The sequence below is a fragment of the Microcystis sp. MC19 genome, from assembly GCF_003019735.1.
Lineage (GTDB): Bacteria > Cyanobacteriota > Cyanobacteriia > Cyanobacteriales > Microcystaceae > Microcystis.
On the sequence record NZ_CP020664.1, the window covers coordinates 600,409 to 624,722 of the forward strand.

The following is a 24,314-nucleotide window of genomic DNA, read 5'->3' on the forward strand; positions in this document are numbered from 1 at the left end:
AAGTAAAAAGTGAGTCACGGGTTCGGATTTTGGAGAGCTGCATCTAAACTTTGCAGAAATATCAAAAATGAGTAATGGTCAGTGACTCTTAAATTATTACAAATATATCAGCAGCTGCGTGTAAGCATCCCACAAAAAAACTAATGCGCAGGGGGTTCGGGGGAGGCGCTTCGTCCCCCGACGGGGGGTTTGGGGGGTAGAACCCCCCAAGAGTCTGGATTGGAAACAAACAACCTAGAAAGCACAGTTTTTTAACAGAAGTTATCAGAGAATCCCAACTTAGTAGATTTTAAATTATGGGATGCACTCTTAGGTGTTGGGTGTTACAGACGATTTCCTTACCTCCTAACCCCTATTCCCTAAACCTTGATCACGACATCCTAGGCGTGAACTGCTAATAATTGATCCGCTTGTTTAGCAGTTTCAAAGAAGAAACGCACGTTATCTTCAGGAGTTCCCACCAAAACACCATGACCTAAATTAAGAATATGACCTTGATTACCCGCTTTACGAATAGTATCAAGAATCCGCTCGCGAATAAAGGACTGGGAACCGAATAAAACCCCCGGATCGATATTACCTTGAACCATCATCGATTTACCTAAACGCTGTCTCGCTTCCGCCATATCCACGGTCCAATCGACGCTGACAATATCAACCCCCGATTTACCCATTCTTTCCAAAACGCCAGCACTGCCACTAATGTAGAGAATTAAGGGTGTATCGGGATGGGTTTCTTTCACCAAACGGACTACTTTTTGTTGATAGGGTAAGGCAAAAACATCGTAATCTTGGGGAGTTAATTGACCCGCCCAAGAATCGAACATTTGTACCACTTGCGCCCCACAATCAATTTGATAACGGACATAGGTGGCGATCATATCCGCTAATTTATCTAAAAATTGGTGCAGTACCGAGGGTTCCGAAAAAGCCATCCCTTTAATCACAGAATAACTTTTAGAACCTTTCCCTTCCACTGCATAGGCTGCTAAAGTCCAAGGCGCGCCGACAAAACCGAGGACAGTGGATTTATTTCCCACTTCTTGACGCAGGGTTTTTAAAATCGTTTTGATAAAAGGTAAAGACTGATCGGGATCGAGGGGATTAAGTTGGTCCACCTGCGCTTGAGTACGAATGGGAGAATCGATAATCGGCCCCTTACTTTCGATAATATCAAAGGGAATACCAATTCCCGCCAAGGGAGTGAGGATATCGGAGAACATGATCACCCCATCCGGTTGAAAAGCACGCCAAGGTTGCAGGGAGATTTCGATCGCTAGATCGGCATTTTCCGATCTTTCCCGAAAACTGGGGTATTTATCCCGCAATTCTCGATAAATCTGCATATAACGTCCTGCTTGTCTCATCATCCACACGGGAGGACGGGGTAAGATTTCTCCTTTGGCAGCGCGTAATAAATAAGGTATTTCAGGGGAGTCAGTCATATCACGATGATTATTCTATTGCCTTTTCTACGGTATCATCCCCCGTACAGCTAATTTTTCTGGTTTTTCCTTAAGAATTGTTAACGAAAGTTATCCCCCCACCTCCCCATCTCCCCAGCTTCCTATCTCCCTTGTTCCCCTACACCCCACACCCTACACCCCACACCCTACACCCTGCTCCCCACCCTGGGATGAACTCGACGCAATCGCAAGGCATTCGTCACCACGGAAAGGGAACTTAAAGCCATGGCAGCACCGGCAATAATCGGATTGAGCAGAAAAGGATAGAGGACTCCGGCAGCGATGGGAATGGCAATCAGGTTATAAATAAAAGCAAAAAAGAGATTTTCTTTGATGTTTCGCATTGTTGCCCGACTTAACTCAATAGCGCTCACAATTCCCTGTAAATCTCCCGAAATTAAGGTTATATCGCTGGCGGCGATCGCTACATCGGTCCCCGTGCCAATGGCAATACCTAAGTCCGCTTGCGCCAATGCGATCGCATCATTGATGCCATCTCCAACCATGGCGACTATTTTCCCTTTTTTTTGCAAATATTCGATTTTTTCGGCTTTTTGTTCGGGACGGAGTGCGGCAAAAAAGCGCCGGATACCCAACTCGCTGGCGATCGCCTCTGCGGTTTCGAGGTTGTCCCCCGTCATCATCATCACCTCTAAGCCCATTTTTTTGAGCTTGGCGACCACTGAAGAAGAAAAAGGTTTTAAAACGTCGGAAATGGCGATCACCCCCTCTAAACGCCCGTTAACCGCTATCCAAGCCACGGTTTTTTTCTGCCATTCCCAATCGTGGGCGACTTTTTTAAGAACTTTTGTTTCGATCCCTTGACTTTCTAACCATTGTTGTGTACCGATTTGCACTAAATCCGACCCGACTTTTCCCTGCACTCCTGACCCAGTTATTGAGTCAAATTCGGTTACTTCTAAGGTTTTAATCTGGTTTAACTGCCCATATCTAACTATTGCTTCTCCTAGCGGGTGTTCAGAATGATTCTCCACCGATACGACTAACTGCAGCAGCGATAATTCCCGTCCATCCCTCACCCCTTCGCGAGTCAAGAAGTCCGTCACCGTTGGTTTCCCCTGGGTGAGAGTTCCCGTTTTATCGAGAACAATAGTAGTAATACCCTGGGCTAATTCTAAACTTTCGGCATTTTTAATTAAAATTCCCTGTTTTGCTGCCTGTCCTGTTCCCACCATAATCGAGGTAGGTGTAGCTAATCCTAGCGCACAGGGACAAGCGATAATTAAGACTTCCACCATTGTAATCAAAGCGAGGGTGAGATTACCCGTGCGGAGAATCCAAAATAGGAAAGTTATTACCGCAATAATCATCACCACCGGCACAAAATAAGCGGTCACTCGATCGACTAATCTTTGTATAGGTGCTTTTGATGCTTGTGCGGTTTGCACTAATCGGACAATCTGAGCTAAAACCGTATCTTTTCCCACTCGTAACGCTTGCATTTGTAGGCTACCAGTTTTATTAATTGTCGCACCGATTACCTGTTGATTGACGGTTTTTCGCACGGGTAAACTTTCCCCTGTCACCATCGATTCATCAATGCTAGAACTGCCTTGTATAATTATGCCATCGACGGGAATTTTTTCTCCCGGACGCACTAAAATTATATCTCCTACCTTCACCTCTTCTATTGGTATATCTAGCGTCTGTTCTTCCCTAATTACCCTAGCAGTTTTTGCCTGTAATCCCATTAATTGTTTAATAGCGGCGGCCGTTTCTTTTCTGGCACGTTTTTCGAGGAAACGACCGAGTAAAATCAGAGTAATTACGATAGCTGATGCTTCGTAATAGACATGGGAATTAAACCCCTGTTTTTCAATAAAATCGCTCCCGAAGGTTAAAAACAGGGAATAAAAATAGGCGGCACTGGTTCCCAAAACTACTAAAGTGTCCATGGTGGCGGTGCGATTTTTAAAGGCTTTCCAAGCATTTTTATAAAAACTTTGACCACACCAAAATTGGACGGGAGTAGCGAGAATTAATTGTAATAAGGGAGCGTGTAACCAGTGGGGAATAAAAGATAGAGATAAACCCGTCATCATCGGTAAAGAACCGATAAAAAGTATAATGCTAATAACAATAGCGATCGATAGTTTAGGGAGAAGTTCTTTTTCTGGCCTGGATTCGAGATTAATTTCCGTTATCGGTGTAGCTTGGAAACCGGCATCCCTAACTTTTGCTTGAATAGTGTTAAGATCGGTACGCTTGGGATCATAGTCCACCTCCACCTGTTCCATGCCAAAATTAACTTGACATCGAATCACTCCAGGGATAGATTTAATTATCCGCTCGATCGAATTAGCACAACCAGCGCAACTCATCCCGACGAGTTTGAGAGTTTGATGGGTCATAATGTTAATAGCAGCGGAAGTCAGCAACAAAATCCCCCGCAGCACAGTTCTATCTTTAGCATAAAATATTACCCTAGCTGCAGGGTCAAGAATCCTTTGTTAATTTTTCTGAATAGATATGAAGAAATGTAAAAAAGAGTGTCTGTATTTTCCTAACACACCCTTAGGTTTTATGGACAAATTTCAATTAACCCCACTCTGTTGCGTATCTTGACCCTGCAAAGCATCGGCAGCGGAAACACCATCACCCTGAAAACCAAAATACCATAAAGTAGCGGCAGCTTCAGCGCGAGTTACTGGTCTTTTTGGCTGAAATAGGGTAGTAAAACCAAAAACTCGCCGAATATTAGCTTGTTCGGCATTTTGAAAATCGGCATAAAGAGCGCGCACCAGCTGCGGGTTAATTTTATTAGTATCCTGAAAACCCCAAGTATTTTTAATCGTATCAAGATTGGCGCTCGGTAAAGCTTTTCTAATATCTAATGGCACTTTCCAAGCGATTAAATCTTCCCGGGTTAAAGGAGCATTGGGACGGAATAAAAGGGCGCTACTATCTCCCGTTAAGGGAGAGGGAATTAACCCCGCTTCCGCTAATCCTTGAATATAAATATAATCGGGAGCGTTATTTTTAACATCACTAAAAGCTGGGGAACTATTGGGAGTAGCTAAACGGATTTGTTTACCCGCTACATTGGCATAAATGGCATTATTAGCCTGTAACAACCAGCGAGCAAATTCTCGGCGCGTTATTGTATCATTAGGGTTAAACTGATTGTTATTACCTGTTAATACTCCTAATCTAGCTAAGTCTTGAATGTGGCTTTTTAAGGGATTAGGTAAGGATTCGAGATCGTTAAAACTGGTGGGATTAAGATTGGGTAAAGGGGAAGAAATAGGGGAGGGACTAGGGGAAGCAATCGGGGTTCCCGTTGGACGATAATCAAGGCTATATTCGGTCTTGGGAGAAGTGGCAGTTATGGTGATAGTTAATTCTAAATTATCTCGACGGGCCGTTAGGGTACTATTGACTCCCTCCCCAGAAAAGGGAGTAATAATTTCCCAATTATTATTAACTAATTCCTGTTGATAAAAAGCCTCGATCGCATTGCTGGGATCGGTGGATTGCCAACGGGTTTGCCCACTGGTATTATCAAGATTTGTCTGCACGGATAATAATTCTGATTGACTATATCGAGGAATTTCTGCGGGAAAATTTGCGGGTAATTGCTGGTTATTAGGAGAGTTTTCTGGTATGGGATTTGTTTGTAGATTAGGATCGGCAGCCAGACGATTTTCTAGGGCAGGATTGCCACTACAGGCTGCTAAAATGCCCAGCAGAGTGATCATTGTACTGTAGCGAATAAACTTACTCACGGTCTTTACCAATATTGTTTCCTTAGCTTTATCCTAGCTTATTTACCCGGGGTTTTGACTAGGGAAAATTCTGCGCCACCATTGACGTAATTTACCCAGCAGAAATCCTCCTAACCCTTTTGTGTATTTTTCAAATTTGTAGTAAAATAAAACGTCGATTATATCCTGGGTGGAAAGATACTTGAGATAGGATACTCCTTGATCTATACGCGCATCACTATATTCTAAATAAACTTTGCGACTGAGGCGATCGGATAAATTCCATTTTGGTTGAAAATATTCTTGCATCCGCTGTTGATAAAGTCCAAAACTGCTCGATTTTCCCTGTAAATATTCCTCCATGTATTGACAAGCAATTTCGGCTCCTTTCATAGCATGGCGAATACCTTCCCCTCCTAAAAAGTTAACCGTAGAAACCGCATCACCAATCGCTATAATATTCGGTTCTTGATAATAAATATCTTGCAGATTGAGCGAATATTCTAAAATAGAACCATGGATGTCGATTATATCATATTTAGAGAGATTAATGTAGGTTTGAATAATTTGTGTAATATAACTTTTTAAAGGCTTAACTTGAGAAATATAAGGATGTTCTCCCTCTAACCAAGCCGCTCCTATTTTTAATTGCTGATTATCCATAGGAAAAATCCAGCCATAACCTTTAGGACTCCATTTATGACCGAGAAAAAACACTAAATTATCTTGATATTTTTGATAATCTACTTCTGGCACAGTAATTAAATATTCAATGCCCACTGCTTTTAGAAAATCAGGTTTTTCTCGTCTATGTTTATACATAACTGCTCTAGCGTATCCCGTGGCATCAACCAATAAACGAGTAGTAACTGTCTCGATTTTCTCGCCTTTTGATTTCAAGAAAACAGTTAGCTGATCCTCCATCTGTTGATATTTCAGATAACGACAACCTAAACGAACTTCTCCCCCCAAACCCAGCACTTCTGCGGCTAAAAACTCTCGCAATTTGGCAAAATCAAAAACTACCCCTAAAGGTTGCGGTGATGACCAAAAATGATGTATGCTAGTGGAGATAATTTCGATATTTTTCCAAAACCTAGCCACCACGGTTTCGGGGAGATTGAATTGTTCTAAAATTTCTAGGGGAGAAGCGGCACTAGAAAAGTTATTATCTTGCCAACTAGAATGTTGTTCCACTAAAAGAACACGATAACCTTTTTCACTTAATAATCTACCACAGTGACCTCCCGCTGGTCCGCCCCCAATAATTACGACATCATAATCCATGATTTACTCCCTCGCCTAATCTTACTAACTTGCTTTTATTTTACCCTAAATGCCCTCTGTTAAACCCCAAACTGGTTAAGCTGTTGTGCATCTAAATTTGATCCTCTTTTTAACCTATTCCCTGTTCCCTCATCGAAAGGCCACCAGCTTATGACATTTTTCTTATTATTAGTTACTTTCCTATCGCTAATAATTTGGTTATATTTAATCTTAGCCAGGGGACAATTTTGGCTATCTAACCAAAAAATTAATCCTGTCACTTCTCCCTTAACAAATTATCCAAAAGTCTCGGCAATTATCCCCGCACGAAACGAAGCCGACGTTTTACCTATCAGTTTAACCTCCCTCTTTAACCAAGATTATCAAGGCGAATTTTCCATTATTTTAATTGACGATCAAAGCAGTGATGGCACTGGAAAAGTTGCCCAAGAAATTGCTGATCAATCTCATAAATCTGGACAAATAACTATTATTTATGGACAACCTTTAGAGATAGGATGGACGGGTAAATTATGGGCAATGAAACAGGGAATAACAGAGGCTACCGAGAAATTTGCACCCGATTATTTTCTCTTTACCGATGCCGATATTGCCCACGCACCAGATAATTTAACCCAATTAGTTACTAAAGCAGTACAGGAAAAACAAGCTTTAGTTTCCCTGATGGTGTTGCTACGCTGTGACAGTTTTTGGGAAAAATTTCTTATTCCTGCCTTTGTTTTTTTCTTCGAGAAACTCTATCCTTTTCCCCTAGTTAATAATCCTAATTCCCCGATAGCAGCCGCCGCTGGGGGTTGCATTTTAATTCGCCGAGATATCCTAGAAAAAATTGGCGGTATTGAGATTCTTAAACAAGCTTTAATTGATGATTGTTCTTTGGCGATTGCGGTTAAAAAATATCTGCAAAATCACCCCGAAAATAGCGAGAAATCCATCTGGTTAGGATTAACAAAAAGCACCTATAGTCTCCGTCCCTATCCCGATTTAGCCAGCATTTGGAATATGGTAGCCCGCACCGCCTTCACACAACTAAATTACTCAATACTTTGGTTAATCGGCACAATTTTCGGGATGTTTTTAACCTATTTAGCTGCCCCCTTGGGCTTAATCTGGGGATTGGTCTTAAAAGAAAGATCAATTATTATAATTAGCGCCGTCACCTTATTACTAATCGCCCTTTCCTATGGCCCGACTTTAAGACTATATAAATTATCCCCCCTGCGGGCTTTAACTTTACCCCTAATTGCCCTATTTTATAGTTTAATGACTGTGGATTCTGCCCTGCGTTATTGGCGCGGTCAAGGGGGAGGTTGGAAAGGGCGAGTTTATCCTAATTAGGGTCTGCTGAATAATAGTAAAACCCTTTTAAAATAAGGCTTTTGACCTGTTAAAATCTGATGTTAGTGCAAGAAAATAGTAACTAAAACAGTCCACTAAATTCTAATGCTTCCTCGATCAAGTCATAGCATCCGCTTAAATATGGGTCTGATTCAAATTCCTAAAAAGCCGCGATCCCATTGCCGTTGTTGATGGCAAAAGAGTATTTATTTTGATCGCTTGGGCATATATACACATCGATATTTAGTAGGTGGCGGGGATAGCTTTTTTTCGCTTCTGTGCCGTTGCCAGAGATTTTTTTACTTGTTCCGCTTGCCATTGGTGCCCGCAGTGATCGCAGTAAATGTTAAGGCTTTCAAGGCTTTTTCGGTAAATTTCTGAGGATTGGCATTGTGGGCAGTTCATGATTTTTGCGCTTGGGTTAGTGGGATTATTTGATCGAGTTAGGGAATCGATCGAGTCATTCGATGGTTTGGTTTTTTGGGGGTGGGTGGGTGGGGTCTTTATAATAGGATTACCACCGATTAGGCTCTTGTTAGATGTCCGGTTCGGTGGCTCTTCATTTGCCCTCACTTTGCCCTTGAGTTGATAAGATTTATTATAGCACGTCAGCAAGGAATAATCGACATTTTCTTTAGCCGTGTTAGTATGGAATGTGTTAAAGATTTTCAGGTAAAAATATGGCTGGTAAAGGAGTCCCTAAAGGCACGGTTCACAATCCGCTTGGGATTAATCAATATCCTGGGATTCGATCGAAATCGTTGCTACAATCACAGATAGGTGAAGTTTTTTTATGGCTATCAAGTGTAATGAAAATCCGTCAACAGATTTATAATCTCCAAAAAGGTCGCGGTCGTTGGTTGGCGATCGGGAAATATTGCCTGTTCTTTGGCGTGACCGTTTCACTTTTGCTAGTGAGTCACGCGGTGATGGCACAGGATAGCGACTCTAACACTTTTTCCCCAGTTGATACTATCTGGTTAATCACTGCGGGCGCGTTAGTATTTTTCATGAATGCTGGCTTCGCTTTATTAGAAGCTGGCTCTTGTAGTCAAAAAAGCTTGATTAATGTTTTAGCAAAAAATGTAGTTGTTTTTTGTATCGCGACTCTAGCTTACTTAATCGGTTTTAAACTAATGTTCGGGGATGGACTTGATTTGTTTCAAAGCCCATCCCAAATCACTTGCCCTATTTCCGATCCATCTAAAATTTTGAGTGTTTTCGGTAGATTCGGTTTGATCGAGTTACCTTTTTCAACATGGGAGTCAGGATCAGAGACTGGTAACAACCCTCTAGGGTTTCCTTCATCAGGATTCTCTTGTTTAAAGGAATTGTGGCCTAATCGGTCATTTGCTTCAATATTTTTCTTTCAGTTAGTATTCGCGGGAACCGCCGCAACGATTGTTTCTGGTGCGGTAGCGGAAAGAATTAAATTCATTGCTTTCTGCCTTTTTAGTTTATTTTTAGTCGCAGTGATATATCCTGTTGTGGGTCATTGGGTTTGGGGACCCTATGGCTGGTTATCCCAATTGAAATTTAGAGATTTCGCGGGATCGGCGGTCGTTCATTCTGTAGGAGGGACAGCGGCTTTAGTAGGAGCATGGATACTAGGTCCGCGATGGACTTGTAAGTTTAAAGAGAATGACAAAAGTTACGATCCGCAGGAAGACATAGATATTGTTCAATCTGATAGATACTATGCTCCACCAGAATATCAAGAAAATTTAAAAATAGCTCATAATCCAGGATTTGTCACCCTTGGAGCATTTATTCTTTGGCTTGGCTGGATCGGCTTCAATGGCGGAAGCACTCCTAATCTATCCTATATCGGCCATATTGTAGTAACGACCTTAATCGCCTCGGCCGCGGGGGGAATCGCTTCCATAATATCTACTCCTTTTTTTGCTAAAAGTGATCCTACTCTAGGAAACTTTATCAACGGTATTTTGGGAGGATTGGTAGCCATAACAGCATCTTCAGCGTATGTGGGTATTAAAGATGCGATCATTATCGGTTTTGTTGGTGGACTACTTATTATTATCGGTGAACTTATAATATTACCGAATGTCCTAAAAATTGATGATCCAGTTGGAGCGATCTCTGTTCATCTAATGGGTGGTTTATGGGGAACGATAGCGGTAGGAATGTTTGCCGATCCAGATTCTCTTGTCTATAAGATAGAAATCAATAATCTTCTCGATAAGTTTAAGATTTTTGGGGTTCAGTTTATTGGGGCGCTCGTCATTTTTTTGGTCACCGGTGTTTTAAGTTTGATATCTTGGATAGTGTTAGGACTGTTGATATTTCAATTTGAATCTTTTGGAGAAAAAAAGATAACAATTACAGGAACTATAAGCTGGTGGAAAACTTTATTGCTAAGGGCTAGATATGGACTCAGACTCTCGGTTGAAGATGAGTATGTAGGTACTTACAAGATGTTTTCCGATCCAGAACGCTCCAGCAGAGAAACGGAACTGAAAAAATATAAAATATAATGATGAACTCAAAAAACAGAAAAGCAATCAAAAGTAAAACAATTAATTCGGACAGGTGGCTTCCCACTTCTTCAAACGGTCTTTAACTTGTTGAAATGTATATTTGCTGCCTTCAATATCTTTCTCTCTGATAAGGCATAAAGCGTCTTCCCGCCGACTATATTTTATTTGAGATGTGCTAGGAGAGTATGCCTGACTAGCAACAGCAATTGCCTGATCGTAAAGTAACTCTGCATATCTCGTTCCATAGTTTTCTCCACAAATCTCGCCCAGAGATTTTTTTTGAGGTTGTTGGCTTAAAAACTTTTCTATATCGGTAATCGCTCGATCTCTTTTAATGATGAGATCTTTGTCTCCATTACTGGAATCTCCGATACTCAAATCTTTCAAAGAAAGCTTATCGTCAATTGTTAAACATTCCTGATTGACAGATTGACTACTTCCATCAGATCCATTACCTGCTTGATCATCATCAGGTTGACACCGCCAAATAATCAAACCCAATAAAAGTATGACGACGAATAGTCCAGAATGTATAGGTTTTAATCCTTTATTAGTAACCGATTCGGTTTGTCTGTCAGTATTAGAATTTGGATGTTGTATAGATGAAGACTCAGGTGTTGGTGAAGCCGAAAGCGAAGCTGCAAGGTCATCTAATAAAAACAATTCCTTATAAATCCAGTGAATTGGAATTGGATTTTCTTTATCATCTTTTTTAACCAAGCCAATCTCGATTAATTTGTCGATTTTTTCTTGATCAGATGATTTTACTGTTATCGATTCATCATTAGATTGCTCCCATATTTCTTGTAATATATTTACAAGTTCAGCGCATGAGCTATCTTGGGTAATCTGTTTTTGAAATTCTTGTAATTTACTTTTAATTGACGGATCTTTTTTCAGATGCTCGATGACTCTTTCTTCAACTTGGTTTATATTTTCTTCACTAATGGTATCGGGAATTATTGACGTATCGTTTTTATATTTTTGGAAAAATTCATACAGAATCCTACCAAGAAATACATCCTTATTTGTCCACTCTGCTATTTTTTTGACAATGAACACATAATCATCTCTAAGATTATCATCGCTGCTCACCCATATTTGTCTAAAATTATTTAACAGACTCTTAAAATCATCTTGATTATCGGGGTTAACCATAAAAAATACTCCTTTATTTTAAAGACATGAACTATAGAACGAGTGAGTGCTTATAGGAAAATCCCAAAATATTAAAAATTCTATCAATTACTATTTATTGGTTTGGTTGTGTCATAAAATTCTATCCAATTGTTTGTTCCAACTTTTTTGTAAAAAAATCTCATGTTGTTTAGTTTTCGGTATTTGGCAATTATGAGCATCTTGTAAAAATTTTTCCTGAAGTAGCCAAAAATCCTCCTGGTTATAAGTGTACCACGCTTGTGTACTCGCGTCCAGGAGAACCTCGATCGCGGTCTGATAACGTTCATCTGGATAATAGCGTAACATTTTGTCAACAATACAATAGATATTTGGGGCTAACTTACGAACTTCTTCCATAGCATTGTTCCATCTTGTATCGTGGGGTTTATATCGTTTATAGGCAAGTTGACCAGTCTGAGAGTTTTTATAAAATCTTTCATATATTAATTTACAGATTGTAATTCCTAAAGAATAAATATCCCTAGTTTCTGCGTAATTTTCCAGACTTATATCTTTAGTAAATTCTATAATACTAGAATCTAGAGATTCTTGTGAACTTGGCGTATTCCTGATTAAAATTTCTGGAGGGGCATATATAGGAGTGTGGGGTTGGATAAGTGTGAATTTTGTATTGCTATCAGTAGCTAGGTGCTTACAAATCCCAAAATCTACTAAATATAATTTTCTGTCATTAGTAAAATTTCTTACTTCTTGAGTTTGTTTTCTGACAACAATATTATCAGGCTTTATATCTCTATGAATTATTCGATTTTTGTGAATAAGATGCAAAGTTTCTAATAAATCTATCAGATATCCGAAAATCTCTTTTTCTCGAGAAAATATTTCATTATTACCTGCTGTTTGGTTCTCTTGTGTTTGCTCTAAAATTTTTTGTGATAACCTATCTCCTTCAATAAATTCCATAACTAAAAAAGCATCTTCTGAAGCGTTCCCATTGGATGCTCTCTGTTGAGGATGATAATGGTCAATATAATTTGGAACCCGTGCGCCAGAGTTACGAGATATCTGTAGTCCTTCTATCTCGCGATTAAAAGTATCTACATCAGGAGTCTGTCTTAAAAATTTGATAGCGTAGATCTTTTCGGTATCAAATCCTTTTGAATTAGAATTTACTTCAAGAGCTTTATATACACTACCCTGATTACCTTCACCTTTATCACAGGGATGAGTCAAAAAATAAATTTTTTGATTGTCACTTTCCCATCTTAGTTTCCAGTCACACGAGGAGCAACAGCTATTTTGTCTGTCTGTGAATTGTACGTACGTTGCTTTATAATGAAGCTTTCCCTCCGCACAATTAATGCAATCTTTATTTCTACAAATAAACGAATGTGTTCCTTCCAGACTCATGAAATCCTCCTAGCCTTAAATTCGATTTCATAAAGTTGGGTTGATTCGCAGCGATCGCCAAAAAATTCCTTATCTACATCGTTCGGCTTGAACTTAAACTTAGACAAGGAATAGTAACCGTCATTCTGTCTGCGCTTCCAAACGAACATCATCGCATTGAGCCAGTAGGCGAAAATTGTACCCACCGCTATCTGTTTATAGCAAATCTCGCTCGATCCGCCAACGAGTTGAGAAACCATAACCTCGGTACTTGGATGATGATACTAGCGATCTTTTCTCCTACAGCTATGATACCTCGAATTTGGAGAGCAGGCTATACCCTGACACAAAAACGCCAGGGTTTCTTCAAGCTCTATGACTGTAGGCGATCCTAGTCTGTAACAGTACATTTATTTAGCCGATAACCCACACCAGAATTATTGGATATTAATTCAGGTATCTTTTCTGATGAGCAATTGTCGCGAATCTTCCTATTAATTCTACTAACAATATTTGAAAGATCTCGTTTTCTGTCGCCGTGGTTTTCTCCCTGCCAAATTTCTTTGATTAATTCCTCATAACTGACGGTGCGATGGTTGTTATTATTGTTTCCTGTTTGATCGGAATGTCGCGCCAGGTATTCTAGAAACTTAAATAGCTTTCGCGTAAAATCAATCCTTATCGGCTTACCAGAATCTAAACTGACATACAAGCCATCTCCTAATCTATATTCATAGATTGTAACTTGGACGGGTTTGTCTTCTTCTGGGGTCCTGACGGGTTCGTCCGTTGCGGTTGCGTTGAGATCGCGAAACTGGAATTTCCAATACTGATTTGGACTTCCTTCTTGACCCTGGCTACTTTGCAGCAAGATTTCGTCTTTGTCACAAAGAAGCTGACCTTGCTGTTGTATAGAGATCCGATTACCAGACAAGTGTTGATGCAATATGGTTCCGTTAGCGCTAGGACGTTCTGATTCTCTGACGTAATAATAAGGTCCTTCTATCACTTCGATTACAAAATGCTTTCTGGAAATCTTCGTATCTTCCGCCGGTAATTTGATGTCTGTACCTACATCAAATTGCCCTGCTGGATCAGTACGTCCGATAGTAATCTGACGATTAGTCGAATTCATTCGTTCAGATAGATCGTAGCGATCATCTTCTTGACCTTCAGTACGATAGATTTCTCCGTCGGGGCGGTAGATAACAAGATATACCGACACAGATATTCTACTCCTTGCAAGTTATAGCCGCACTCTAATTATATCGCCGAACTTGTGAACCGTCAACCCTTAAAGACAAGGAGAACCCCCGTCCACATCTCATTTGAAAACACCATATCATACTTTCTTCCCAGAGTGCATATCAAGATTTTTCAAGATTTTTAATTATTTTTCAAGTAAAATTCAATTTTCAATTTTTCAATTAAATTTAAATCAAACACACAAAAATTTTCAACAATTATCTGATCAAAACTCGTTTAAAACCCGTTAATGTTAAAAACAGGAAGCTTGATCGCCAAATCGAAAACATCGATTCAAGAATCCTTGATGAAGAAGCGCGGGATCTGCGTCCAAACTTAGCCCGCGCATCCTCCTTTGTCAACCTGTAGAAACAAGTAAACCTTATGATCGTACAAGATAAACACCCATTTTGCCTGAAAGTTGACGCAACAACTCCGTCTGGTAAGGCTGATATATTAAGCCGCCTAAATCAGGATGGGGCGGTCGTTTTCCAACACCCTAACTCCAATAATCTACGACAAGATTTTAACAATGGTTTAGGGAGTTGCTTGGGTAAGCTAATTCATCACAAACACTCTGATGGTGATGGGGCGGTCGAGATCAAAACTGATCCTGACAAGCCGCTCTATATCAGTGCTACTAGCGGCGACACCGGGATGCACACTGATAACAGTTTTGGCGCTCAAAAAGTCGGAGTGATCGCTCTTGGCTGTGAGAAAGCTGTCGAAAATGAAGGACTCAGTAAATTGGTTTGCGCTCGCGATATCTATCGCTATCTCTCTCGAACAAACCCCAAAGATCTTGATTTATTGTTTGATCCAGATGTCCTTACCGTTGAACGGGATGGTGAGATTGCTTCCAAGCCGATTTTCTCGGTGAATCAACAGGGACGGTTACAAATTGCCTATCGAGCAGACGATACGGCGCAGATCAAGATAAAACCTTCGGCTAAAAAAATCTTTGCGGAGATCCGAGAGTTTGTTGAAAATTACGAAAATCAAGTGATTTTTGGTTTAAAGCCGGGTCAAATTTTGCTGGTGGATAATACCGCCGTCCTTCATGGTCGCAGCGCTTTTGACCCGAGTAAGCCACGGCTTTTATACCGCTGGTGGTTCGATGGAAGTGCTCCAAATGTGGAGCTAGGCTTTACGCCCTAAGCAACATATATTGATCTTGATCGGACAGTAATTTTTACAACCCTGTCCGATCAACTTCTCTCGTTTTAGTTGTTTTCAGTAATTAAATTATACTTTTTTTAGATCAATAAAATTCAATTTTTTAATTTATTTTGTAGAAATTTTCAAGATTTACCTCTTGTTTTTCTTTTTCGAGATGTCTATTATGAAAAAATAACGCATTGGAGTTTTATAATGAAACCAAAAATTATTCATGACACAACCCTTCGCGATGGGGAACAGGCCCCCGGAAACTCGATGACCGTAGAAGAAAAAATTCGCGTCGCTCTCGGACTAGAAGTGATGGGAACAGACGTAATAGAAGCGGGATTTCCCGCCTCCTCTCCCGATGATTTCCAAGTAGTTCTCGAAATCGCCCAGTCAGTTACCAATTCCCAAGTTTGTGCTTTTGCCCGTTGTAAACATGAAGACATCGATGCGGCTCATCGAGCGCTTAAACCGGCTCGAAAACCCCAGATAGAAATTGTCGTGAGTGCCTCCGATTCCCATCTAAAAGCACGCGGGTTAACTTATCGTTCAAACCGAGAAAATATCCAAAACATGATCCGATATGCGCAGAGTTTTGTCGAGGTAAAAATCATCGTCGAAGATGCGACTCGGGCGAATCGAGAGTATCTGAAAGGGATTATCGAGCTTGCTTTAAAAGAGAAAGTCAATCGCTGTGTCCTTGCTGACACGGTCGGCATTGCCATCCCTTCGCAGATTGATAGTCTGGTGCGAGAAATGAAAGCGGAGTTTGCTGATGATATTGTTCTGGGGATTCATTGCCATAACGACTTAGGTTTAGCGACTGCTAACTCCCTGGCTGCAATCAAGGCTGGAGTCGAAGAAGTCCAAGTTACGTTGTGCGGAATTGGTGAGAGGGCTGGTAATACTGCCCTAGAAGAGATTGGGGCGGCTTTGCATTATCATGGCGCGTTCTATCAAGGCACAACTAAATTAGATTTAGGGAAGGTATATCCCCTCTATCAACAGTTGATGCAGTTCATCGATCATCCCCCGTTACGGACTAAGGCAATTATCGGAGAAAACGCCTTTGCAACTGAAGCAGGAATGCACCAAAACGCCATTTTAAAAGATCCGAATACCTACGAAGCTGTCAAGCCAGAAGCTTTCGGTCGCGAGCGCAATTTAGTCTTAGGGAAGCATAGTGGCCGAGCGATTATCCGACATCGTCTAAGCCTCCTTGGCTATGACACGGATCAGGCTGTGGTTGATCGCTTGTATTCGGAGTTAGTGTTAGGTGAAATTCCCACCAATGAAACACAGCTGAACGAGCGTTTCTTGAATATTCTTGCGATCGCCTAACAAAAAGTTGAGGGGAAGCATTTATCTGAATGCTTGCCCCTACTTCGATAACAAAGCTCCAAAACCCTTACCTCATGTACATTTCATCACTATTAGAAACATGAGCCAATTCAATCTACTTCCGAGCAAGCTTATGTCTGTTTCTCAACAAAATCCCAGAGAAAAGATGAGTAGCTGCCCTCGATGGTGCCAACCTTTTCTCACTGTAGCGACAGGCAAACCCCTAAAGGGTGAAACCCCATCGCGCTTAACCCCAATGTACCATCTTGCTACTGCCACACTCTCTCTATTAAGCGGAGTAATTCTCAATATTTTGTTCTTACATCACGGTTTCCTTATTTGTTTGCCTCTCGGATGGCTATTCACCGTATCGGGTGCAAGGAAACTGCAAGTCCAGATAGTACATCAGTGCGCGCACGAACAGTTTTTAGGGCGAGAAAAATTTGATCAATGGTTAGGAGAAACCCTTTCAATTTTTCTCATGATTGGTAATTTTCCTACCTACTGTCAAACACACAAAAAAGATCATCACGGACTCAAAAACTTGATGACTCCAACAGATCCAACTTTTCACTTTTTGCAAACTCTTGGATTATTGAATATTAAACCATGAAACACAAACTCTGGCGCAAATTAGGCATAAGCCTAGTCTCCCCGCGTTTTCACGGGCAAATACTCTACAAACGTCTCGCCTCCAGCTTATGTTCTCCTTACCTGTTTTATAACCTCAAATCTTGGTTTTTCCTATCAACGATGCTGGGGGTAGTAGCCTTAACCAATGCTTGGGTGACTTTCCTCTTAGTGTGGGTAGTTCCGCTAACCATTCTCTATCAAATTAGCGCGACTTTAAGGCTTTGTGCAGAGCATATTTTTCCCGAACACCAAACCCTGTCGCCAACAAGAAACAAATCAGATTATGCTCGGTTGACTACGGGAATTTTTCTCGGAGAAAGCCCTCCTGAAGTTGAGGGCAAATCTGTAGAAAGCTTTTCTAAATGGTCGTGGTGGTGGCTGAAAATGATTTTCTTTCACTTCCTGTTTTGTCGGGTTTTCGTGATGGTCGGAGACACACCTGTGCATGATTTTCACCATCGCTATCCCACCTCAAAAGATTGGCCAAACGCTATTTTCGCTCGACAGCAAGACCTAGAGCAAGGCTGTCTGGGCTTGAAAGAGGATTACCGAGAAGTCTGGGGGTTATTTCAGGCAATCGATCTAACTTTCGCTTCCATAATTCGCTTTAAACAAGCTAACTCGCTCATCAAAAACTCTTGATCATCTTTGTATCCCTTTCGCTTTTTAGGAGCTATAATCATGAAAGCCATTCGCGTTCATCGTCCCGGTAGTCCAGAAGTTCTACAACTAGAAGAAATACCGATTCCTTCCGTAAAAGAATCGGAAATTCTCATCGAAAACAAAGCTTCCGGTATTAACGGGAAAGATCTACTGTTTCGGGATGGTTCTTATCGAACGACTTTTCCCTACACTCCAGGAATAGAGGGAGCGGGAATTGTCAGAGAAAAAGGGAGGGTGGTTACTAATTTTGAGGTGGGCGATCGTGTCGCCTATTGTCACACTGGAACCGGAAGCTATGCTGAGTTTACTGCTGTGTCCGCAAGTCGGGCAATTCGCTTACCAGAATCTATCGACTTTTCTACAGGTTGTGCTTGTTTGGTACAAGGATTAGCCGCTCATTATCTAACTCATAGTACCTTTGCTATCGGAAAAAATGACAAGATTTTAGTCCACGCAGCAGCGGGAGGAGTTGGGTTACTAATAGTGCAACTTGCCAAATTGAAAGGAGCCAAAGTAATTGGCACAGTTTCTACCTTAGAAAAAGCCCAAATTGCCCACTCTGTGGGGATCGATCATACGATTCTTTATTCAAGTGAAGACTTTGAAACGGAAACGATGAAGCTGACCGATGGAGCGGGAGTGGACGTGGTGTATGATTCAGTTGGAGCGGCTACTTTCAAAAAGAGTCTAAAGATTCTCAAATCGCGGGGATTGCTAGTTGCGTTCGGTCAATCTAGTGGCTTTATTCCGCCTTTTGATGTTAATCTCTTAGCCAACTCATCCAGTGATCGGGGTTCATTTTTTCTGACTCGTCCTACCACAGCACATTATCTAAAAGGGCAGGAATTTACGGAAAGACTTCTCGATATTTTTGAGTACATTTCTCAAAAAAAGTTGTCTGTTTTTATTGGTCAAAAATATTCTCTCAATCACAGCTTAGAAGCTCATATTGCTCTAGCTAATCGCCAGACAATAGGCAAGTCTATCATTGTTTTTTGATTTTTCCAGCAATCACGTTACCATCTCCGGATAAATCACTCATTAATTTCTCCATTAATGAGTGATTAGTGAGTCCTTAGGGTGGGCAATGCTACTTTTAAGTTTATGAGATGAATTGGTGGGCAATGCCCACCCTACTTTTAAGTTTGTGAGTTTTTGACTCCCATTCTGGTTCAAGTGCCGATTTAATCAACGCTTGTCTAGCTCTGTCTTTTATGGTGGGTATTCCTAATGGGCGTTTTTCGTCCCTACCCGGTTTAGGAATCCATACCCTTCTTAGCGGTTTTGCTTTGAGTGTTCCCTTGATTTCTTCAGTTAGATTTAGCCTTTGTTCTGGGGATATTGCTATCATTCCATCGACTCCTGCTGTTTTCTTTCCTTGATTATCTTGAGTCACTTTGCGAACTGCTAATAGACGAGCGTAGTATGATTTCGCTAATAGGCGTTGCAACTTTCTAACCTTTGCATCCCGTCCCGATTTAGCCGCTTGGAATATTCTCTTTTGGAGCTTAAAGACGTATCTTTGGACTTTCGCCCAATTGATAGCTTTCCATACATTCCTAGTCTTAGTGGTTTATCTCGTTCCCCGGTAAAACCTGGGAACGCTTGATTCAGGTTCTACCTGATAACTGATAACTGACGTTCAATCTCTAATTCCCTTGCTAAAATCTTTTTCAACGCTTCATTTCTCAACTCAGAAGGCATTTGGCCATTCTCCAGTTTTAAGCGTAACTCTCCCCCCCGCAAACCAAACTTAACCCGTCCAAAGCGAAAATCAAGCCACTGCTCATTAAAATTAATCCGCACCGATAGGGCAAACGCCTCTGGTTCAGACTTGTTGAAACGGGAAAAAACACCCTTAGACTCAAGCGCAAGGGGTTCTCCCAAAATCTCCAAGTGCAGACATTCGGGACATTTATTATCATGTTCTGTCACCGCAATTGCCCTTGATTGCTTTGCCATCATCCTAGGCCTTTCAAACCCTTAACTGTAATAATTGTACTGTCTGTGGGGTTTGCGGCAAAAAATTTGTTGTTTTGCTAATAAAGTCCCAAAACCATTTTTTAGCAAAGCTTCTACCGATATTCAGCCAGCCCTAATTAGTTAGAGCAAGCCTCAAGAATTCCTAGCAAATTAACTAAGGGGTTATCTTAATGCTTGCTGCTATCAGCTTAATTTTCTTCGTCCGCTTCTGGGGTTGGTTGTGGTAAACGAGCGATAAAATCTTTCATTTTAGGATGATTAAACATTTTCTCCGTATCTTGCAGAAGACGTTTACCCCAGAGATTTTCGCCTAAAAATTCCAGACTGACATAACGACTATCGCTAGTGAGAGCGGCCTGAGCTAATTTGATGCCTTCCTCGGTTTTACCTTGACTATAAATAGCCACCGCAATAGCTAACTGAGGTTCCGGCTGTTTAGGATCGATTTTCAAAGCGGCCCGCCAATCTTTAAGAGCGGCTTCCTTGTCACCCTGTTCGTATTTAACTAAACCAATATTATTAATAGCCGGCCAAAAATCTTGATCTTGAGTAACAGCTTTTTCGTAAGCTGCGATCGCCGCAGGATATTGTTCTAACTTGAGATAGGAATTACCGAGATCAAAAAGAGCGGGGGAGATATCGGGTTTCATTTGCAAACCCGCTTCAATCTGGGCAATAGCAGACTGGTAATCTTGATTCTGAAAATAGGCACTACCGAGGGAAAATTTAATATTAGCGTGGGCATCGGCGGGAGCGAGAGACAAAGATTGATTTAATGCCTCGATACCGAGTTGCACCTGATCGTCTTGCAGATATAAACTACCGAGAATAAACCAAGTTTGATAGAGATGGGGGGCTAACTGCACCGCTAACTTAGCCCGTCCGAGGGCCGCATCGGTACGGCGAAAACGAGCTAATTGGATGGCATCCTCGGCCATTTCAATTCCCGCTTGTTCCATCTGTTCTAACTCTGGTTCGATGGTGTAGGGGAGTAGAGCTTGGGAAAAAGCCGGCGGGCTGCCAGCGACGAAAAAAATGAGCAAAGAAATGATTAATTGAAGTTTTGGCACAGTTTACCCCCGCGATAGGCCTTTTTTAATCAGTCTATCTCGCTTGGGAGTTGTTGGCTAAAGAAACAACAAAGGCAGCTCTAGAGACGTTAGTATATAACCAATTAACTTTTGGCTGATCGATGGCAATAACCGTGTTGGGAAAATCAAATCGCCCCCTATTTTGGATATTCGGACTCATGGCTAGTGGTTTTCTGGCGGTGGGAGTAGTTTCTTATCGCTTGCTGCAAACTCCTCCTCCTGGCCTGGAATTGGCGAAAATGACCGTTCCTGCTCAACGGGAAACCCTCGCTGTGGAAATTAAAGCTAGTGGTAGGGTGGAACCAATCCAAAGTGTTAACATTAGCCCAAAAAACCCCGGCCGATTAGTGCGATTATTGGTGGATCAGGGCATGATTGTTAAAAAGGGACAAACCCTCGCCGTCATGGATAATTTAGAGGTGTATGCCCGAGGAATGCAGTCAGAAGCGCATCTACGGGAAGCTCTAGCCAGTCTGGAACAGGCTAAACGCAGCATTCCCGAAGATATCCGGCAATTACAGGCCCGATTTTATCAGGCACAGGCCAGTTATAAGCAATTAGAAGCCCGTTTAGCTCAGGCCAAAGAAAGAATTCCCAAAGATTTAGACCAGCTGCAAGCTCAGGTACAAGCAGCCCAATCCCGTTTTCGACTAGCAGAAAATCGGGTTAAACGCAATGAAAATTTAGTCCGGGAAGGGGCGATCGCTCAAGACCAATTTGATGCCGTCCTCAATGAATATCTCAACGCTAAAGCCAATTTAGACGAATCGATCCGCCGTTTGGAACAAGCGGATAAAACCGCTTCCCCAGAAGTGGCCGGAATTGAGCAGGAAATGATAGGAGCTGCAGCAGCGATCGCAGAAGCGAAATTTGCCCTCGAACAACGCCAAAAAACCCAAGAAACCGAGCTGGCTCGACTAGAATCATCTGTAGCGGCCGCTAGGGCCGATTTAGAGCAAATTAAGATTCAATACCGCGATACAGTCATTACTGCTCCCTTTGATGGCATCGTCACCCAAAAATACGCCACTGAGGGTTCTTTTGTCACTCCCACCACTTCGGCCTCTAGTACCGCTTCCGCCACTTCCACCTCGATTATCGCCCTAGCATCGGGATTGGAAGTGATTGCTAAAGTGCCGGAAGTAGATGTGGGTTTATTGCAGCGCGGCCAACCCGTGCGAATTGTCGCCGATGCTTTTCCTGAAGAAGTCTTTGAAGGTCGAGTTATTCTCGTGGCTCCCGAAGCAATTATCGAGAATAATGTTACTTCTTTTGAGGTGAGAATCGGTCTGGTGACGGGACTCGACAAACTCAAATCGAAAATGAATGTGGATGTAACTTTTGTCGGCCAGCAGTTAGATAATGCCCTCGTCGTGCCGACTGTAGCCATTGTCACCCGGGAAGGCAGGTCAGGAGTTTTAGTTCCCGATGCCGAAAATAAACCCAGTTTTAAACCCGTTTCGATCGGTTTGGTCTTAGACGATAAAACCCAAATTTTATCAGGTTTGGAAGCTGGAGAAAAGGTCTTTATCGATCTCCCCGAAGGGGCTGAAGATACCTCGACAACTAATAAAAAATCTCAATAATTTCTCTTAACAAATATCTTCAAATTGTCTTTTTTATGATATGGCAGTTTCAGTAATCAGTAATCAGCTTCTGAAGGCAAGAGACAACAGGCAAGAGGCAAAAGACAGAATCGGGCAATTCTCCCAAAAGCTTTTAGCTTAACAAATTAGGTTTTAGATTCGGCCTTTGTTATCAGATGTGAGTTTTCAGTTCACTGATTACTGTTCACTGAAAATACGTCCCAATTCATGGCTCTTCGTTACTTGTTATGGTTCGATAGGGGGGCATAAATCGACTAAATCCTTATCTGGCAAAAGATTTAACTGATTAGCTCGCTCTAGATCAAAAACAATTGACAAAAATCGTCCAATGTCTTTCTCTATAAGGGTTCCATCTCTTATAACCCCCGTCCATTACATAACACAAACCGAAGAACCAAAATTGAAAACTTAAACCTAATAACTTAAAACTTAAAACTTAAAACTTAAACCTGATAACTGATAACTGATAACTGATAACTGATAACTGATAACTGATAACTGATAACTGATAACTGATATGTTTATCGTCGAAAGTTTAAAAATGGCCGTCTCCACCCTAAGGGCTAATAAAGTGCGTAGCGGCCTGACCATGTTAGGAATTATCATCGGTAACGCTTCGGTGGTGGCCATGATCGGGATTGGCCAAGGGGCGCAAACCTTAGCCAATGACCAGTTTGCTAACTTGGGACCCAATACCCTTTTTGTGGTGCCGGGGTCGCGACAAGCACGCAATACCACCGTTGATTTACCGAAAACCTTAGTTTTAGCCGATGCTCAAGCGATCGCTGAACAGGTTCCCACCGTCGCTGAAGTCGCTCCGGAAATAAACGCTCGTTTCCTGATTTCCCATCGTAATCGCAACATGACGGCTCTAGTGACGGGAAGCACCTCAGAATACGCTTCTGTCCGCAATTTTACCCTAGAAAAAGGTCGTTTTATCAATAATATCGATCTAGCCCGCAACAAACGGGTAACGGTAATCGGCACTGAAGTGGCGGCGCAACTTTTCCCCACCCAAAATCCCCTCGGTCAACAGCTGCGGATCAAAAATCTCAGTTTTGAGGTGATCGGGATTTTAGAGGCGAAAGGCTCCTTTTTTGGCAGTAATCAGGATGAAATGCTGATTATTCCCCTCAGTACCATGAACTCGCAACTGGTGGGCAAAACCGGACCCTACGGTGTCGAGTTGAGTTGGATTAGTCTCACTGCGCGATCGGGGGAGGAAATCCGCGCTGCTAAGTTCCAAATCCAGAATCTTCTGCGTTTACGCCATAAAATCGTCGCTGAGGATGATTTTCGCGTCGAAACTGCTAAACAGATGATCGAAATCTTCGACACGATTACCAAGGGTCTAACCCTACTTTTGGCTCTAATCGCCGGTATTTCCCTAATTGTCGGGGGTATCGGGGTGATGAATATTATGCTCGTTTCGGTTTCGGAAAGAACCGGGGAAATCGGACTAAGAAAAGCGATCGGAGCCAGAGAACAGGATATTCTCCTACAATTTCTGATTGAATCAACTCTCGTTTCCATCGCCGGCGGTGCGTTTGGTATTCTCTTCGGTGCAGGAGCGATCGTTCTCGTCTCCAGTTTCTCTCCCCTGGCTGCCACTGTTTCCGCCAGCGCCGTCGCCCTGTCTTTGAGCGTTTCCACGGGTATTGGTCTCTTTTTCGGCGTTTTTCCCGCCTATCGTGCCTCTAAATTGGAACCGATTGTCGCTCTCAGAAGTGTATAATTTTTTAAG

General features: G+C 41.8%; 21 protein-coding genes and 1 pseudogene. 9 read left to right on the forward strand and 13 right to left on the reverse strand.

Translation table 11 applies throughout. The features are described from left to right. Positions 1–380: 380 nt before the first annotated feature. The 4 genes from hemE to B5D77_RS03125 all read right to left on the reverse strand — a co-directional run bounded on the left by hemE (position 381) and on the right by B5D77_RS03125 (position 6,478). On the reverse strand, positions 381–1,445 hold the full coding sequence (gene hemE / locus B5D77_RS03110; RefSeq protein ID WP_106908256.1) for a uroporphyrinogen decarboxylase: 1,065 nt from the start codon (positions 1,443–1,445) through the stop codon (positions 381–383). Between the two features lie 167 nt (positions 1,446–1,612). Beyond that, a complete protein-coding gene (locus tag B5D77_RS03115; RefSeq protein WP_106909945.1) occupies positions 1,613–3,838 on the reverse strand; it encodes a heavy metal translocating P-type ATPase in 2,226 nt (741 codons plus the stop codon). Between the two features lie 183 nt (positions 3,839–4,021). Then, positions 4,022–5,224: an S-layer homology domain-containing protein gene (locus B5D77_RS03120; protein ID WP_106908257.1), complete on the reverse strand. Its 1,203-nt coding sequence runs from the start codon at positions 5,222–5,224 to the stop codon at positions 4,022–4,024. Between the two features lie 30 nt (positions 5,225–5,254). After that, positions 5,255–6,478 carry an NAD(P)/FAD-dependent oxidoreductase gene (locus B5D77_RS03125; RefSeq protein ID WP_106908258.1) on the reverse strand — a complete coding sequence of 408 codons (1,224 nt, stop codon included), beginning with the start codon at positions 6,476–6,478 and terminating at the stop codon, positions 5,255–5,257. A gap of 150 nt (positions 6,479–6,628) precedes the next feature. Between B5D77_RS03125 and B5D77_RS03130 the strand changes: the two genes are divergently transcribed. Next, positions 6,629–7,816 carry a glycosyltransferase gene (locus B5D77_RS03130; protein ID WP_106908259.1) on the forward strand — a complete coding sequence of 396 codons (1,188 nt, stop codon included), beginning with the start codon at positions 6,629–6,631 and terminating at the stop codon, positions 7,814–7,816. A 160-nt stretch (positions 7,817–7,976) separates the two neighbouring features. Here B5D77_RS03130 and B5D77_RS25650 read toward each other — a convergent pair whose 3' ends face one another. Then, positions 7,977–8,135 carry a hypothetical protein gene (locus tag B5D77_RS25650; RefSeq protein WP_159036931.1) on the reverse strand — a complete coding sequence of 53 codons (159 nt, stop codon included), beginning with the start codon at positions 8,133–8,135 and terminating at the stop codon, positions 7,977–7,979. A gap of 361 nt (positions 8,136–8,496) precedes the next feature. Here B5D77_RS25650 and B5D77_RS03145 point away from each other — a divergent pair, with 361 nt between their 5' ends. Next, entirely contained in the window at positions 8,497–10,311 is a 1,815-nt protein-coding gene (locus B5D77_RS03145) for an ammonium transporter (protein WP_216824534.1), read from the forward strand. Between the two features lie 42 nt (positions 10,312–10,353). Here B5D77_RS03145 and B5D77_RS03150 read toward each other — a convergent pair whose 3' ends face one another. From B5D77_RS03150 to B5D77_RS03165, 4 genes are all read right to left on the reverse strand, one after another. After that, entirely contained in the window at positions 10,354–11,472 is a 1,119-nt protein-coding gene (locus B5D77_RS03150; protein WP_106908262.1) for a hypothetical protein, read from the reverse strand. A 111-nt stretch (positions 11,473–11,583) separates the two neighbouring features. Further along, complete coding sequence (locus B5D77_RS03155) at positions 11,584–12,864, reverse strand: protein kinase (protein ID WP_106908263.1); 1,281 nt, start codon at positions 12,862–12,864, stop codon at positions 11,584–11,586. Beyond that, entirely contained in the window at positions 12,861–13,103 is a 243-nt protein-coding gene (locus B5D77_RS03160) for a hypothetical protein (RefSeq protein WP_106908264.1), read from the reverse strand. The genes B5D77_RS03155 and B5D77_RS03160 overlap by 4 nt, the downstream gene beginning before the upstream one ends. Positions 13,104–13,234: 131 nt before the next feature. After that, on the reverse strand, positions 13,235–14,068 hold the full coding sequence (locus B5D77_RS03165) for a winged helix-turn-helix domain-containing protein (RefSeq protein WP_106908265.1): 834 nt from the start codon (positions 14,066–14,068) through the stop codon (positions 13,235–13,237). A gap of 404 nt (positions 14,069–14,472) precedes the next feature. On the opposite strand from B5D77_RS03165, the gene B5D77_RS03170 reads away from it, so the two are divergent. From B5D77_RS03170 to B5D77_RS03190, 5 genes are all read left to right on the forward strand, one after another. Beyond that, complete coding sequence (locus B5D77_RS03170) at positions 14,473–15,246, forward strand: TauD/TfdA family dioxygenase (protein WP_106908266.1); 774 nt, start codon at positions 14,473–14,475, stop codon at positions 15,244–15,246. A gap of 213 nt (positions 15,247–15,459) precedes the next feature. Further along, entirely contained in the window at positions 15,460–16,593 is a 1,134-nt protein-coding gene (locus B5D77_RS03175; RefSeq protein ID WP_106908267.1) for a LeuA family protein, read from the forward strand. A 133-nt stretch (positions 16,594–16,726) separates the two neighbouring features. Continuing rightward, the gene (locus B5D77_RS03180; RefSeq protein ID WP_159036932.1) at positions 16,727–17,206 is read left to right on the forward strand and encodes a fatty acid desaturase; all 480 of its coding nucleotides are present in this window, start codon (positions 16,727–16,729) and stop codon (positions 17,204–17,206) included. Continuing rightward, entirely contained in the window at positions 17,203–17,868 is a 666-nt protein-coding gene (locus tag B5D77_RS03185) for a hypothetical protein (protein WP_106908269.1), read from the forward strand. Before B5D77_RS03180 ends, B5D77_RS03185 begins: the two co-directional genes overlap by 4 nt. Before the next feature lie 39 nt (positions 17,869–17,907). Further along, on the forward strand, positions 17,908–18,888 hold the full coding sequence (locus tag B5D77_RS03190; protein ID WP_159036933.1) for a quinone oxidoreductase: 981 nt from the start codon (positions 17,908–17,910) through the stop codon (positions 18,886–18,888). A gap of 154 nt (positions 18,889–19,042) precedes the next feature. Here B5D77_RS03190 and B5D77_RS03195 read toward each other — a convergent pair. The 4 genes and pseudogenes from B5D77_RS03195 to B5D77_RS26145 form a co-directional block, all read right to left on the reverse strand. Beyond that, a pseudogene (locus B5D77_RS03195) lies at positions 19,043–19,432 on the reverse strand (reverse transcriptase N-terminal domain-containing protein); the annotation flags it as partial. Between the two features lie 74 nt (positions 19,433–19,506). Then, complete coding sequence (locus B5D77_RS03200; protein WP_254053029.1) at positions 19,507–19,854, reverse strand: hypothetical protein; 348 nt, start codon at positions 19,852–19,854, stop codon at positions 19,507–19,509. A gap of 206 nt (positions 19,855–20,060) precedes the next feature. Beyond that, positions 20,061–20,942: a tetratricopeptide repeat protein gene (locus B5D77_RS03205; RefSeq protein ID WP_008200740.1), complete on the reverse strand. Its 882-nt coding sequence runs from the start codon at positions 20,940–20,942 to the stop codon at positions 20,061–20,063. Positions 20,943–20,976: 34 nt separating this feature from the next. Further along, entirely contained in the window at positions 20,977–21,123 is a 147-nt protein-coding gene (locus tag B5D77_RS26145) for a hypothetical protein (RefSeq protein WP_172456657.1), read from the reverse strand. Here B5D77_RS26145 and B5D77_RS03210 point away from each other — a divergent pair. Together B5D77_RS03210 and B5D77_RS03215 are read left to right on the forward strand one after the other, a co-directional pair. Next, entirely contained in the window at positions 21,065–22,549 is a 1,485-nt protein-coding gene (locus B5D77_RS03210; protein ID WP_008200738.1) for an efflux RND transporter periplasmic adaptor subunit, read from the forward strand. The two genes, B5D77_RS26145 and B5D77_RS03210, sit on opposite strands and share 59 nt — an antisense overlap. 538 nt (positions 22,550–23,087) lie before the next feature. Continuing rightward, complete coding sequence (locus tag B5D77_RS03215; protein ID WP_008200729.1) at positions 23,088–24,305, forward strand: ABC transporter permease; 1,218 nt, start codon at positions 23,088–23,090, stop codon at positions 24,303–24,305. Positions 24,306–24,314 lie beyond the last annotated feature (9 nt).

What these genes read in the sequence shown, in the direction of transcription:
- hemE (WP_106908256.1), bottom strand. Translation starts at nt 1,445, where the DNA reads ATGACTGACTCCCCTGAAATACCTTATTTATTACGCGCTGCCAAAGGA.
- B5D77_RS03115 (WP_106909945.1), bottom strand. Translation starts at nt 3,838, where the DNA reads ATGACCCATCAAACTCTCAAACTCGTCGGGATGAGTTGCGCTGGTTGT.
- B5D77_RS03125 (WP_106908258.1), bottom strand. Translation starts at nt 6,478, where the DNA reads ATGGATTATGATGTCGTAATTATTGGGGGCGGACCAGCGGGAGGTCAC.
- B5D77_RS03130 (WP_106908259.1), top strand. Translation starts at nt 6,629, where the DNA reads ATGACATTTTTCTTATTATTAGTTACTTTCCTATCGCTAATAATTTGG.
- B5D77_RS25650 (WP_159036931.1), bottom strand. Translation starts at nt 8,135, where the DNA reads ATGGCAAGCGGAACAAGTAAAAAAATCTCTGGCAACGGCACAGAAGCG.
- B5D77_RS03145 (WP_216824534.1), top strand. Translation starts at nt 8,497, where the DNA reads ATGGCTGGTAAAGGAGTCCCTAAAGGCACGGTTCACAATCCGCTTGGG.
- B5D77_RS03150 (WP_106908262.1), bottom strand. Translation starts at nt 11,472, where the DNA reads ATGGTTAACCCCGATAATCAAGATGATTTTAAGAGTCTGTTAAATAAT.
- B5D77_RS03155 (WP_106908263.1), bottom strand. Translation starts at nt 12,864, where the DNA reads ATGAGTCTGGAAGGAACACATTCGTTTATTTGTAGAAATAAAGATTGC.
- B5D77_RS03160 (WP_106908264.1), bottom strand. Translation starts at nt 13,103, where the DNA reads ATGGTTTCTCAACTCGTTGGCGGATCGAGCGAGATTTGCTATAAACAG.
- B5D77_RS03170 (WP_106908266.1), top strand. Translation starts at nt 14,473, where the DNA reads ATGATCGTACAAGATAAACACCCATTTTGCCTGAAAGTTGACGCAACA.
- B5D77_RS03175 (WP_106908267.1), top strand. Translation starts at nt 15,460, where the DNA reads ATGAAACCAAAAATTATTCATGACACAACCCTTCGCGATGGGGAACAG.
- B5D77_RS03180 (WP_159036932.1), top strand. Translation starts at nt 16,727, where the DNA reads ATGTCTGTTTCTCAACAAAATCCCAGAGAAAAGATGAGTAGCTGCCCT.
- B5D77_RS03185 (WP_106908269.1), top strand. Translation starts at nt 17,203, where the DNA reads ATGAAACACAAACTCTGGCGCAAATTAGGCATAAGCCTAGTCTCCCCG.
- B5D77_RS03190 (WP_159036933.1), top strand. Translation starts at nt 17,908, where the DNA reads ATGAAAGCCATTCGCGTTCATCGTCCCGGTAGTCCAGAAGTTCTACAA.
- B5D77_RS03200 (WP_254053029.1), bottom strand. Translation starts at nt 19,854, where the DNA reads ATGATGGCAAAGCAATCAAGGGCAATTGCGGTGACAGAACATGATAAT.
- B5D77_RS03210 (WP_008200738.1), top strand. Translation starts at nt 21,065, where the DNA reads ATGGCAATAACCGTGTTGGGAAAATCAAATCGCCCCCTATTTTGGATA.
- B5D77_RS26145 (WP_172456657.1), bottom strand. Translation starts at nt 21,123, where the DNA reads ATGAGTCCGAATATCCAAAATAGGGGGCGATTTGATTTTCCCAACACG.
- B5D77_RS03215 (WP_008200729.1), top strand. Translation starts at nt 23,088, where the DNA reads ATGTTTATCGTCGAAAGTTTAAAAATGGCCGTCTCCACCCTAAGGGCT.